General features: G+C 73.8%; 13 protein-coding genes. 7 read left to right on the forward strand and 6 right to left on the reverse strand.

All coding sequences use genetic code 11. The features are described 5' to 3' along the window. Window positions 1-30: 30 nt before the first annotated feature. The gene (locus ACWD6N_RS08100) at window positions 31-594 is read left to right on the forward strand and encodes an SOUL family heme-binding protein (RefSeq protein ID WP_450004596.1); all 564 of its coding nucleotides are present in this window, start codon (window positions 31-33) and stop codon (window positions 592-594) included. A 2-nt stretch (window positions 595-596) separates the two neighbouring features. Here the strand turns inward: ACWD6N_RS08100 and ACWD6N_RS08105 are convergent, their stop codons facing one another. Genes ACWD6N_RS08105 through ACWD6N_RS08120 form a run of 4 tightly spaced genes read right to left on the reverse strand, consistent with a single transcriptional unit; the run spans window position 597 to window position 4,809 of the window. Further along, the gene (locus ACWD6N_RS08105) at window positions 597-1,580 is read right to left on the reverse strand and encodes a hypothetical protein (protein WP_450004597.1); all 984 of its coding nucleotides are present in this window, start codon (window positions 1,578-1,580) and stop codon (window positions 597-599) included. 54 nt (window positions 1,581-1,634) lie between these two features. Further along, window positions 1,635-2,177: an FtsX-like permease family protein gene (locus tag ACWD6N_RS08110; RefSeq protein WP_450004598.1), complete on the reverse strand. Its 543-nt coding sequence runs from the start codon at window positions 2,175-2,177 to the stop codon at window positions 1,635-1,637. Beyond that, the gene (locus ACWD6N_RS08115; protein ID WP_450004599.1) at window positions 2,150-4,030 is read right to left on the reverse strand and encodes an ABC transporter permease; all 1,881 of its coding nucleotides are present in this window, start codon (window positions 4,028-4,030) and stop codon (window positions 2,150-2,152) included. The genes ACWD6N_RS08110 and ACWD6N_RS08115 overlap by 28 nt, the downstream gene beginning before the upstream one ends. Next, entirely contained in the window at window positions 4,024-4,809 is a 786-nt protein-coding gene (locus ACWD6N_RS08120; RefSeq protein WP_450004600.1) for an ABC transporter ATP-binding protein, read from the reverse strand. The genes ACWD6N_RS08115 and ACWD6N_RS08120 overlap by 7 nt, the downstream gene beginning before the upstream one ends. Window positions 4,810-4,978: 169 nt before the next feature. Here ACWD6N_RS08120 and ACWD6N_RS08125 point away from each other — a divergent pair, with 169 nt between their 5' ends. Genes ACWD6N_RS08125 through ACWD6N_RS08135 form a run of 3 tightly spaced genes read left to right on the forward strand, consistent with a single transcriptional unit; the run spans window position 4,979 to window position 7,386 of the window. Continuing rightward, window positions 4,979-6,136 carry a sensor histidine kinase gene (locus tag ACWD6N_RS08125; RefSeq protein WP_450004601.1) on the forward strand — a complete coding sequence of 386 codons (1,158 nt, stop codon included), beginning with the start codon at window positions 4,979-4,981 and terminating at the stop codon, window positions 6,134-6,136. Next, window positions 6,133-6,816, forward strand: coding sequence for a response regulator (locus tag ACWD6N_RS08130; RefSeq protein WP_450004602.1), 684 nt, complete (start codon window positions 6,133-6,135; stop codon window positions 6,814-6,816). The genes ACWD6N_RS08125 and ACWD6N_RS08130 overlap by 4 nt, the downstream gene beginning before the upstream one ends. Window positions 6,817-6,846: 30 nt before the next feature. Beyond that, window positions 6,847-7,386, forward strand: coding sequence for a DUF1697 domain-containing protein (locus ACWD6N_RS08135; protein WP_450004603.1), 540 nt, complete (start codon window positions 6,847-6,849; stop codon window positions 7,384-7,386). Window positions 7,387-7,429: 43 nt separating this feature from the next. Here the strand turns inward: ACWD6N_RS08135 and ACWD6N_RS08140 are convergent, their stop codons facing one another. Then, window positions 7,430-8,407 carry an MBL fold metallo-hydrolase gene (locus tag ACWD6N_RS08140; protein WP_387329605.1) on the reverse strand — a complete coding sequence of 326 codons (978 nt, stop codon included), beginning with the start codon at window positions 8,405-8,407 and terminating at the stop codon, window positions 7,430-7,432. 154 nt (window positions 8,408-8,561) lie between these two features. Beyond that, window positions 8,562-9,485 (reverse strand): serine hydrolase, encoded by a 924-nt coding sequence (locus ACWD6N_RS08145; RefSeq protein ID WP_387329608.1) that lies wholly within the window; start codon window positions 9,483-9,485, stop codon window positions 8,562-8,564. Window positions 9,486-9,537: 52 nt separating this feature from the next. Between ACWD6N_RS08145 and ACWD6N_RS08150 the strand changes: the two genes are divergently transcribed. The 3 genes from ACWD6N_RS08150 (at window position 9,538) to ACWD6N_RS08160 (ending at window position 12,281) form a co-directional block, all read left to right on the forward strand. Next, a complete protein-coding gene (locus tag ACWD6N_RS08150) occupies window positions 9,538-10,506 on the forward strand; it encodes a LysR family transcriptional regulator (protein ID WP_387329610.1) in 969 nt (322 codons plus the stop codon). Between the two features lie 133 nt (window positions 10,507-10,639). Beyond that, window positions 10,640-11,491, forward strand: coding sequence for an aldo/keto reductase (locus ACWD6N_RS08155; protein ID WP_387329613.1), 852 nt, complete (start codon window positions 10,640-10,642; stop codon window positions 11,489-11,491). Between the two features lie 79 nt (window positions 11,492-11,570). Next, entirely contained in the window at window positions 11,571-12,281 is a 711-nt protein-coding gene (locus tag ACWD6N_RS08160) for a hypothetical protein (protein WP_387329615.1), read from the forward strand. Window positions 12,282-12,283 lie beyond the last annotated feature (2 nt).

Raw genomic sequence — 12,283 nt, forward strand, 5'->3', positions numbered from 1 at the left:
GTCTGTCCCAGGAGATCCTGGGAGCGCGCGATGACCGAGCAGCAGCCGTACCGGGTGGTGTCCCGACACCCCGGCTTCGAGCTGCGCCGGTACCCGGCCCACCTGGTGGCCGAGATGCAGATCCAGGCGTCGTTCACCCGAGCCCCGATGGAGGCGTTCCGGCCGCTGGCCGCCTACATCGGGGGTGCCAATCGGGCCCGGCGCCCGATCGGGATGACCACGCCGGTCATGCAGGAGGCCACCGGCACGGAGAAGATCGCGATGACCACGCCGGTGGTCCAGGAGGAGGGCGAGCAGCCGGACACGTATCTGGTCCAGTTCGTCATGCCGGCCGGCTTCACCGCCGCCACCCTGCCCGAGCCGGTGGACCCCCGGGTGCGGATCCGGGAGGTCCCGGCGCAGCTCGCGGCGGCGATGCGCTTCTCCGGGCGGTGGACGGAGAAGGCGTTCGGCCAGCGGGCCACCATGCTCGGCCGGTCGGTCACCGCGGCCGGGCTGCAACCGACCGGCGCCATCCGGTACGCCCGGTTCGACCCGCCGTGGAAGCCCTGGTTCCTGCGCCGCAACGAGGTCGTGCTGCCGGTCGTGGAGTGAGTTCAGCGGCGGTAGCCGAGCGCGGGCGGCCAGGCCAGCAGCAGCCCCATCCCGAGCCCGGCGAGCAACCCGATCAGCGAGTACAGCACGTCGGAGTCGGCCGCGTTGATCGGGCTGTTGCCGGCCAGCGCCGTGAACATCGCGCCGATCGGCAGCAGCACGATCATGACGATGGCCACGACCAGCAGCAACACCGTCGGGCCCACGAGCGCGGCGAGGGCGGCCACCGCGTGGTGCCACCAGACCGGCCGGCCGCCCGGCCAGTCCCACGCCAGCAGGGTGACCCCGGTGAGCAGCACCGCCCCGAGGGCCAGCTCCGGCAGGGCCCGCGGGCCGGGCGGGATCGTCCGGATCAGTCCGACGCCGGACACGGCCGCCACGCCGAGCCCGGCCGCCAGCACGCAACGGGCCCGGGTCCGGGCCGGAGCCGCCGCCAGGGCGGCGCCGATGGTCAGGGCGACCAGCAGCACGCCGGTGGCGAAGGCCGCCGGGTTCAGCTCGGGCTCCCGGTCGGTCGGTGACTCGATGCCGGTGGTCACCATCGTCAGCACCCCGGCCACGCAGGCCGCGCCGGTCAGCGCCCACCGGTCCGTACCCGCGCCGGGTGCGCTGCGCTCCCGCCACCACAGGACCGCCGCCGCCGCGCCGAGCACCGCGCAGCCGCCGGCGGCGAGCAGCACCGTCGGCCCCGTACCGGTCGGGTCGGCCCGGTCGATCGTCACGTCGGCGGCGACCCAGAGGCCACCGAGCAGCACCGCAGGCCCGGCCCACCGCAGGCGCCCGCGGCCGGCCAGCACCAGCCCGAGGACGACCGCGACGATCGCCGTGAACCGCACGTCCCGCGCCCAGTAGGCGTTGTTGCCCGGCAGCCGCTCCGACCAGGGGCCGATCGGCTCGGTGAGCGGTTGCAGCACCGTCATGCCGATCGCCCAGAGCAGCACCGCGGCGGCGGACAGGAGCAGCCCGACCGGGCGCGCAGATCGCATCGGTGAACGGTAGCGGCCCGGCGCCCACCGCGGCGGCCCTCGGGACGGGACGGGTCATCCGGCGAAGGTGCCCACCGGCGACCGGGCGGGACGGTGGCGCAGCAGCCGCCACGTCGGCAACACACTCGCCACCACCGCGAGCAGCAGGCAGAGGCCCACGACGCCGCCGACCACCGACCACGGCACGACGAGGTCCACCGGCGCGCCGACCTGCTCGGCGAGGCCGGCGCGGATGCTCAGCAGACCGGCGAACGCCACGCTCCCGCCGAGCGCCGCGCCGATCAGCACCACCAGGGCGGACTCGGCCGTGACCAACCAGAGCACCTGCCGCCGGGTCGCCCCGGCCAACCGGATCAGCCGCAGGTCCGCAGCCCGGCCGGCGGCGGCCAGCAGCAGCGTGTTTGCCACCGCGATGGCCCCGTAGCCGGCGGACACCCCGATCAGCAGCAGCGTGAACAGCCAGACGAGGCGGTCCTCGGCGGCGTCTGCCTCGGCCGCCCAGGTGGCGACGTCGACGACCCGAGCGCCGGCGGGAGGATCTATCCGGTCCCGGACGTACACCGTGGAGGTCAGCGCCGACGGGTCGTGGGCTCGCACCACGGCCCGGGGCACAAGCAGGTCGCCGGGGAGTGAGTCGTCGCTGACCACGGCGACGATGCGCAGCGACACCAACGCCCCGTCGGCGAAGACCAGGGCGTACGGCTCGGACAGCAGCAGATTCGCCGAGGCGGTGACCACCACCGTGTCGTCACCGCGCCGGCCGCGGCGGCGAAGCCCACCGGGTCCACGCCGAGCGCGGTCAGTGGCCGGTTCTCCGGCGATGTTCCGGGGTCGGTGCGGAAGACGGTGGTCGGCAGGAGGGCGGTGCCGCCGGTCGCGGCGACGGCCCGGTCCGACAGCCCGGGAGCCCGGTCGGGCACGACGACCCAGCCGGCGTTCACGTTGTCCGTCCGACCTGCCGCATACGCGGCGGTGGTGGTCCGCACCATCCCGGACACCAGCACCGCGAACGCGACCGTGAGCAGCACTGGCGCGGCTGTGGACGCGGTCCGCCGGGTCGCGGTCAACGCGCCGCCCCGGACCAGCATCCCGATCGCGCCGCCCGGCCGTCGCACCGGAGACCGCAGCAGCCGCACCACCGGCCCGACCACCGCCGGGGCGAGCACGGTGGCACCGGCCACCAGGGCCATCACCGCGTAGAGGGCGAACGTCGCCGCGTCCCGGGCTTCGTCGGCGGTCGCCGTCCCGAGGCTGAGCGCGGCGCCCGCCGCGACCAGCAGCGCGCCGGTGGCGGTGCGCAGCCGCCCGATCGGCCGCTGTTCCACCGCCGCCTCGCGCAACGCCTCCAAGGGGCGCACCCTCGCCGCTCGGCGCGACGCCGACCAGACGGCCAGCAGCGCGATCACCGGCCCAGCGGCGAGCGAGACCGCGACCGGCCAGTGTTCGTAGCGGACCTGGAAGGTCGCCGGCTCGAAGCCGACGTCGACCAGCAGTCCACCCAACGCCGGAGCGAGCGCTGCGCCGACCAGGAGGCCGACGAGCCCGGCGCCGGCGCCGACGGCGAGCGCCTCGGCGTACACCATGCGGCGGACCTGGCGTGGGGTGGCGCCGACGGCGCGCAGCAGGCCCAGCTCGCGGCGGCGCTGCGCGATGGTGAACGCGAAGGTCGAGGCGACCACGAACACTGTGACGAAGCCGGCGAGGGCTGCCGTGGCGGTGAGCACCTGCATACCGATCCAGCGGGTACGGGCGTCACCGCGAGGCTCCAGCGCGCCACGCGCGTCGCCGGTCAGCACCCGTCCGTCGCCGCCGACGACACCGCGAGCCGCCACGGCGACCCGCTCCGGGTCGGCGCCCGGCGCGAGCACCAGCCCGATGGCCCGGACGCCGGGCGCGAGCGCGGCGGCGACCTCGTCCGCGACGTAGACGCCGGGCGCGTCGACCAGACCACTGACGGTGTACGGCTCCGGGCCCGCCGCCGTGACAAGGGTGACCGGCGCGCCGGTACGCAGCCCGAGCGCACGGTCGACGACCACCTCGCCGGGCTTCCGGGGCGGCTCACCGGCCGTGCGGCGCAGTCCGCCCAGCCGGGCGCTGGACCAGCCGTGCCCCTGGTGGGCGTCCTCCCGCTGGGCATCGGTGGTCGCGGAGCGGCCGTTGACGAGCGGCTGGGCGTAGAAGGTCCGGTCCGGCACCGCCGCCGCGACGCCCGGCAGACCGGCCAGCCCGCTGGTGAGTTCCGCCGCCACGCTGGCCGACCAGGGCCGGCTCGGCACGAACGAGTCAGCCGGCGCACCCGCCTCAGGGCTCTGCACCACCACCGCCGCCTGCGTCAGCCGGTCCGGCACCTGCGGGCGCCCGGAGGCGAGCAGCAGGGTGGCCGCCGCGACCAGCGCGACCCCGATCGCGACGGCCACGAACGCGCTGGCCGACCGCCGGATGTTCAGCATGACGGCTCCGCGACCGTCTCCATCGCGTGCCGGGAGGGACCGACCGGATCTGTCTCCCGCTCGGCGATTCGCGCGGCGACGGCAGCGGCGGTGATCTCACCGGTCAGCTCGTCGACGACGCGGCCGTCGGCGAGCAGAAGAACCCGATCGGCGTACGCGGCGGCGGCGGGATCGTGGGTCACCATCACGACGGTCTGCCCGTGGTCGTCAACGAGCGCGCGCAGCAGCTGGAGCACCTGCCGGGACGCCGCGCTGTCCAGGGCCCCGGTCGGTTCGTCGGCGAAGACCACCGCCGGTCGGGTGATCAACGCGCGGGCCACGGCGACGCGCTGCTGCTCACCGCCGGACAGCTCACTCGGCCGGTGCCCGGCCCGGTCGGCCAGTCCCACGGCGTCGAGCGCGGCGGCGATGTCCCGGGCCGGTGGACGGCGGCCGGCCAGGCGCAACGGCAGCTCGACGTTCTGCGCGGCGGTCAGCGTGCACACCAGGTTGAACGCCTGGAACACGAAACCGATCCGGTCGCGCCGCAGCCGGGTCAGCGCGTCCTCGCCGAGGTCGTTCAGGGGCGTGCCGTCGATCGTGACGAGCCCCTCGGTCGGGCGGTCCAGCCCCGCCGCGCAGTGCAGCAGGGTGGACTTTCCTGAGCCTGAGGGGCCCATCACCGCCGTGAACGTGCCGCTCGCGAAGCTGGTGGTCACGCCGTCGAGCGCCGTCACCCGCCGGGTCCCGGTGCCGTACACTGCGCGCAGCCCCGTCAGGGTCACCGTGTGTGTGGTCATGACCGCCACGGTGCCCGCTGCGGCAGGTGCCGCGCGTCGTACCAGCGCGGACACTTTCCGGCCCTCCCCCGGGTGGACCCACGGCTCGGTGGACGACCCGACGTCGTTCCCGAGGATGACGGCCCGCAGGTGGACGCGGTCGCCGTGGCGGGCCGATACCGTCTACCGGGTGACCGCTCTCCTGCTGTCCCGGCGGCTGCGGCCGGTTGATCTGTACACCGTGGATGCCCTGTTGGCCGTGGCGGTCGGCGGGCTGCTCTGCCCGTACGCGGCGCTGGAGTCGCCGCTGCACGGTGGCGTACGCGAGCCGCTCTGGGTATCCGTGCTCGTCGGGATGGCTCTCGGGCTGCCGTTGGCCGTCCGGCGACGGTGGCCGATCACAGTCGCCGTCGTGATCAGCGGCAGCACCACCGTGGCCCTGATCACCGGGGTGATCCCCAACTTCGCCGCGGCCGCACCGGCGTTCGCCATCGGCCTGTCGTTCTACACGGTGGCCATGTCGACGGCCACGCGCCGGTCGATCCTCTGCGCCGCCGGTTGTCTCGCTCTGGTGAGCGTCGCCCTGGTGCTGACCGCAGGTGACCTCTGGTCGCGGACCGGTGCGGTCGTCTACGCCGCCGTCATGATCGCGCCAGCCTGGCTGATCGGCTGGCTGATCCGGGAGCGCCGCGCCCTGGCCGCCCGCCAGGGCGAGCACCTGATCCGCCAGGCCGCCACCGAGGAGCGGCTGCGGGTGGCCCGGGAGCTGCACGACGTGGTGGCGCACACGTTGAGTCTCATCGTGGTGAAGGCGGCCGTCGCCAACCACGTCGCCGAGGCGGACCCGCGTGAGGCCGGGGCCGCGCTGCGGGTGATCGAGGAGACCGGCCGGAACGCGCTCACCGACGTCCGCCGGGTGCTCGGCGTGCTGCGCGAGGGCACCCCGTACGCCCCGACGCCCGGGGTGGACGAGTTGCCCGTCCTCGCCCGGCAGGCGGCGATCGGCGGCGTCGACGTTCAGCTCGACGTACGGCGGGAGGAACCGGAAGGCGTGGTGCCCGAGTCGGTGGGCCTCGCGGTGTATCGCATCGTGCAGGAGGCGGTGACCAACGTGGTGAAGCACGCGGCGCCGGCCACCTGCCGGGCAACAGTGACCGTCACGCCCAGAGAGGTGCGGGTGGAGGTGACCGACGACGGCCGGCGCCCCGTGTCGAACGCCGGGGAGGGGCACGGGCTGATCGGCATGCAGGAACGGGTGGCGTTGCACGGTGGGGAGTTCCACGCCGGACCACGCTCCGACGGCGGCTTCGCGGTGACGGCCAACCTGCCCTACCGGACGGCCGCGTGATCCGGGTGCTGATCGCCGACGACCAGGCGCTGCTGCGCGGCAGCTTCCGGCTGCTGGTCGATCTGACTCCGGACTTCACCACTGTCGGCGAGGCGGGCACCGGCGTGGAGGCCGTCGCGTTGACCGCACAACACCGGCCGGATGTGGTGCTGATGGACGTACGGATGCCGGAAATGGACGGCATCGAGGCGACCCGGCGAATCTGCGTCGACCCGGCGACAGCCGGCACCCGGGTCATCATCCTGACGACGTTCGACCTGGACGAGTACGTCTACGGGGCGCTGCGCGCCGGAGCCAGCGGGTTCCTGCTCAAGGACACCCCACCAGCGGACCTGCTGGCCGGGATCCGGGTGGTCGCCGCCGGCGAGGGGCTGCTCGCGCCGACGGTGACCCGCCGGCTGATCGACGAGTTCGCCCGCCGGCCAGAGCCGGCCCGTCCGCTGCCCCGACACCTTGACGGGGTGACCGATCGGGAACGGGAAGTGCTCACGCTGATCGCCCGCGGTCTGTCCAACGCGGAGTTGGCCGCGCACCTCAGTCTCAGCCCGGCAACGGTCAAGACGCACGTCGGGCGGTTGCTGACGAAGCTGGCGGCGCGCGACCGGGCGCAACTGGTCATCGTCGCCTACGAAACGGGCCTGGTAGGTCCCGGCGGGTCGAGGCCGACCGACCTACGCTGAGCGGGTCGACCGCGCACCCGAGGAGAAGCCATGACCCGGTACGTCGCCCTGCTGCGCGGGGTCAACGTCGGCTCCACCCGGCTCACGATGGCCGACCTGCGCCGGCTCGTCACCGACCTCGGGCACGACGACGCCAGGACGTACCTGCAGAGCGGCAACGTGGTGTTCGGCAGCACCGTACGCGACGCCGAGAAGCTGGCCGGCGGCATCGAGCGAGCGCTCGCCGACGAGCTGGGTCTGAGCGTGCCGGTGCTGGTACGCAGCGCCCGGGAGCTGGCGGCGGTGGCCGGTGGCAACCCGTACGCCGAGCGGGAGGACGACCCGACGAGGCTGCTGGTGGCCTTCCTCGCCACCGCCCCGAAACGGTCCACGGTGGACGCGCTGACCGTGCCCGGCAGCGAGAACGTGGCGTTCACGGTGACCGGCCGGGAGGTCTACCTGCACTTCCCCGACGGTGGCTACGGGCGGTCGAAGTTCACCAACGCGTACCTGGAGAAGAAGCTGGGCATGGTGGCCACCACCCGGAACTGGAAGTCGGTGCGCGCCCTCGCCGAGCTGGCGGCCGGCTGACCCGGCGGGGGTCACGCAAGACCGCGACCCCCGCCCGGGCCGGTCAGAAGTGGTACGCGGTCTCGTACTCGGGCACCAGCACCCGGCTGCGCGGCGAGATCCGGCGCACCGCCGCGATCATGTCGTCCAGCCGGAGGCGGTCGGCGGGTGCGACGACCGGCGGGTTCTGCAGCTCGGTCTCGAAGTTGTCCCAGTGCACCGGCACCACGACCTTCGGGTAGTCGAGCCCGGCCAGCAGCCGGGGCAGGTAGTCGCCGGTGGTGGTGGCGCTCTGCATGGCCACCATGGCCACGTCCGGCGCCAGGCCGGTGAGGTTGCGCTCGGCGACGTCGCTGGCCCCGGTGAAGTAGACCGACGGGCCGCCGTCGACCCGCAGCAGGTAGCCCAGGGTGTCCCCCTCCGGCAGGTCGGCGATGGTCGCGGGCTGCGCCGGCTGACTCACCCGCACCCCGGGAAAGGCCACCGAGTACGTCGCGTTGCGGCTGTGCAGGGAGCCGACCACCTCGACGCTGTGGTCGCCGAAGTCCAGCACCTCGCCGCCCTTCACCACGCTGAGCTGCGTCGACGGCAGGCCGTAGGCCAAGCCCAGGTGGTACGCGGTCACCGTGCCGAACACCCGCGCGCCGGTGCGCTTGGCGATGTACGGCACGTCCATGCAGTGGTCCCAGTGGGTGTGCGTGACCAGCACCGTCATGGCCCGGTCGACACGCGGGTCGATCACGTCGGTGCGCACGGTCAACGCCTTGGCCGGGTTGAACGGCCCGGTGAACAGCCCGGTGTCGATCCGGCTGAGGAACGGGTCGACCAGCACGGTCCGGTCGCCGATGTCGATGCGCCAGCCGGCCGTACCCCACCAGCGGAAGCTGACCGCGCCGCGGCGGCGGCTGGTCGGCGCGGGGGCGGCGGTCGGCGGCGCGGCCTGGGCCGGGGCGGAGGAGGTGGCGGCGAGGCCGCCGGCGGAGACCAGGGCGGTGGTGGCGGCGGCGTCGCGGAGGAAGCGGCGGCGGTCGAGACTGGGCATGACGGATCTACTCCCCGTGGTCGGGCGATTGGTTCGACAGGAGCCAATCAGCGCCACCGCGCCCAGGTCCAAGATCGAAGGCCGCCAGCTCCGATACGCCGCCGCATATCGGGCCTGCTCAGCGACGATGCGCCGATGCTCGGACGGCTGAAAATCAGTCGCCGCGCAGCGCCTCGACGGCCGTGCGGGCCGCATGCCCCATCGCCAGGTCCACGTCGATCCGGCGCGGGGTCAGCCGGTCGGCACGGGCGAAGACGGCAATGGCGTACCGGCCGCCGTCGGGGTACTCGGCGACCCCGGCCTCCAGGTGCAGGCCGGGCAGGGTGCCGGTCTTGCCGGACACCCGGACGCCGGGCGGGAAAGCGGCGGCCAGCCGGGTCCAGAAGATCTGCCGGGCCATCCAGGTGCGGACCATCGCGCAGGCCTCCGGCGGCCCGCCCTCGTCCCGCCAGATCAGCGTGAGCAGTCGAGTGATCTCCCGGGCCGTGCTGGAGGTGGTGCGCGTCGGGTCGAAGACCCGCATGGCCCAGACCCGGTCCGCCGGCAGGGTGGGAAAGATCCGGGCGAACTCCGTTTCGTTCCGCGCGCCCACGTCGGCGAGCATCCCCTCGACCAGGTCGCGCGGGCCGCCGAGCACGCGGGTACGGGTCAACCCCAGCTCGGCGGCGAGCATCGGCAGCAGGTCCGGGCCGACCCGGCGCAGCAGCAGGTCGGCAGCGGTGTTGTCGCTGACCGACATGGCGAAGTACGCGAGGTCGCGCAGCGACACCTCGGCGTCGTCGGTGCAGCCGGCCAGCCCCCACCCGCCGAGCCGGTCGGCGGCGGTGACCAGGACCCGCTCGGTCGGGTCCAGCTGACCGGCGACTACCTGCCGGGCGAACTCCAACACCAGCAGGATCTTGAAGATCGAGGCGATCACCACCTGCTCGTCGGCCCGTACCCCGACCTCCCGACCACCGCCGGCCGGACCGCCGTGGTGCTCGACGGTCAGGTCGACGGCGTCCAGGTCGACGGCGTGCAGGCTGGCCGTCACCCCGACCTCGGCGAAGATGGCCTCGATGTGCTCCCCCACGTCCACCCCGGCACGGTATCCAGCGGCAGCGGGCCGGCGCTGGCGTAGGGTCCGGGCGGTGGATCTGCTCCGGCACCTGCGGCACTTCGTGGTGGTCGCCCACGAGCTGCACTTCGGCCGGGCCGCGGAGCTGCTCGGGATGGCCCAGCCGCCGCTCAGCCAGTCGATCCAGCGGCTGGAGCGGGAGCTGACGGTCGAGCTGTTCGACCGCTCCCGCCGCCAGGTGCGCCTCACCACCGCCGGTGAGTTGCTGCTCGGCGAGGCGGAGGAACTGCTCGCCGGTGAGGGCCGGCTGCGCAACCTGATGGGGCAGGTCCGCGCGGGCGAGCTGGGCGTCCTACGGGCCGGGGTGCCACCCGAGACGCCGGCGGTGACACTGCGCCTGCTGCTGGACGCGCTCACCGCCCGGGCACCCGGCCTGGACGTGGAGCTGCACGAGCTGACCAGCAGCGAACAGGTGCGGATGCTCACCGAACGGACCCTGGACGTGGGTCTGGTGCACCACCCGGTGGCGGCGGACGGGCTGCGCTTCGGCGCCCCCGTCGACGTACCCCTGGGGGTGCTGCTGCCCCGCACCTCGCCGCTGGCCCGCGGCCGGGAGGTGACGCTCCCCACGCTGGCCGACCTGGACCTGGTGGCCGCGCCCCGGGCCACCGCGCCGGGCTGGCACGACCACCTGCTCGACGTGTGCCGCCGGCACGGCTACCGGCCGGCCCGGGTCCGACCGGCCCGCAACCCGGAGTTCCTCTTCGGCCTGGTGCTGGCCGGTGGCGCAGTGGCCGTCGAGCCGGCGACGGTGGCCCGCCGGGAGCCCCGGATCGCCTGGCGGCCGATCGCCGGCGCGCCGCTGGCGAAGCGCACCTCGGCGGCCTGGCCGGACCGGTCGGCGCATCCGGCGGCACCCATGTTCGGGCAGCTCGCCGCCGAGGTGCTGGCCGGCGCCGAGCCGACGCCGCCCGCGCCGGGCACCCCGCCGTCGGTACCCGCGGCGCGCCCCTGGCCGGTGCTGTTCGACACCACGGGGTGAAAAAGCCACCGTTGCGCTCGTCACGCCGCGACGAACGGTGATTCGGCCTCCCGCGCGGGTAGGGATGACAGGTGGCACGGGTGGACGTGACTCCGCGCCCGGGTGCCCTGAACGAAGACGCGAAGGAGCCGCAGTGGCCAACACGATTCCCGACATCAGCCTGAACGACGGCACGACCATCCCGCAGCTCGGCTTCGGGGTGTTCCAGATCGAGCCGAAGGACACCGTCGCGGCGGTGACCAAGGCGCTGGAGGTGGGCTACCGGCACATCGACACCGCGGAGATGTACGGCAACGAGGCCGAGGTGGGCCAGGCGGTCCGCGAGTCCGGCCTCGACCGGAACGCGGTCTACGTGACCAGCAAGCTGAACAACGCCTTCCACCGCCCCGACGACGCCCGCAAGGCGTTCGACTCGACGCTGTCGGCGCTGAAGATGGACCACATCGACCTGTTCCTGATCCACTGGCCGCTGCCGACCCTGTACGACGGCGACTTCGTCTCCACCTGGAAGGCGCTGGAGGAGTTCCAGCGCGACGGCCGGGCCCGCTCGATCGGCGTGTCGAACTTCCAGGTGTCGCACCTGCGGCGGCTGGCCGCCGAGGCGGACGTGGTGCCGGCGGTCAACCAGATCGAGGCACACCCGTACTTCGGCAACGAGGAGGTCCGCGCCTACGGCCGCGAGCACAACATCCTCACCGAGGCGTGGTCGCCGATCGCGCAGGGCAAGGTGCTGGGCGACCCGACGGTGGCCGACATCGCCGAGCAGCTCGACCGGACCCCGGCGCAGGTGGTGCTCCGCTGGCACGTGCAGCGCGGCGACATCATCTTCCCGAAGTCGACCACCCCGAAGCGGATCGAGGAGAACACCCGGATCTTCGACTTCGAGCTGGACGACACGGCGATGGAGCGGATCACCGGTCTGGACAAGGGTGAGGCGGGCCGGCAGGGCGGCAACCCGGACACCTTCGCGTACCTGCCGGCGTAACGCCACGGCCGGTGACGGCGCACAGAGAAAGGGGGCCCGGTCGGGCCCCCTTTCGCACGTGAAAGGACCGCCCCCGGCGATGTCGCTCCGCCGTACCACCCTGGCTCTGCTGTCGTTGCTCCTACTCGGGCCGGCGGCCTGCGCCCCGAGCCAGGCCGCCGAGGCCCCCCGCTGGTCCGCGCCGGCGGTGTCGGCCTCGCCGACCCCGCCGAAGCCCCGCCCGGCGCCGACCTCCACCGCCGAGGTCCGCAGCCGGGTGACGGAGGCGATGCTGGACCTGGACGCCCAGTTCAACCCGGAGACCGCCCAGTACACCGACGAGAACACCGACGCGTGGAAGTTGATCTCCCTGTGCAGGGCCAGCCTGCCGTCGGACATCAAACGCACCGCCTACCGCGAGCGCACCTGGGACGGCGAGAGCGTGTGGGTCCGGCAGTACGTGGTCGGCTACCTGAAGGTGCCCGGCCGCAAGCTCGCCGACGAGCTGCGGTCCGTCCTGTCGACGTGCAAGCAGTACGAGGTGCCCGACGACGGGCGCACGTCGACGATCCTGCGGCCCTCACCCCCGCCGGTGCCGAACGGCCCGGACGTGATTACCTTCTGCGAGCGGTTGAAGGGCAAGGCGACCCGGCACCAGTGCACGCTCCTCCTGGTGCGCGGCAACTTCGTCATGGAGGTGGACGCCTCGGCGGGCAACGGCGACCTGGCGGCCGGCACCGCGCTGATCGCGAAGATCGCGCCGCTCGCGGTCGCCGCTCTGGAAAAGATCGCGTCAACTACCCACCCATGAAT

This window comes from Micromonospora sp. NPDC005163 (assembly GCF_053599835.1).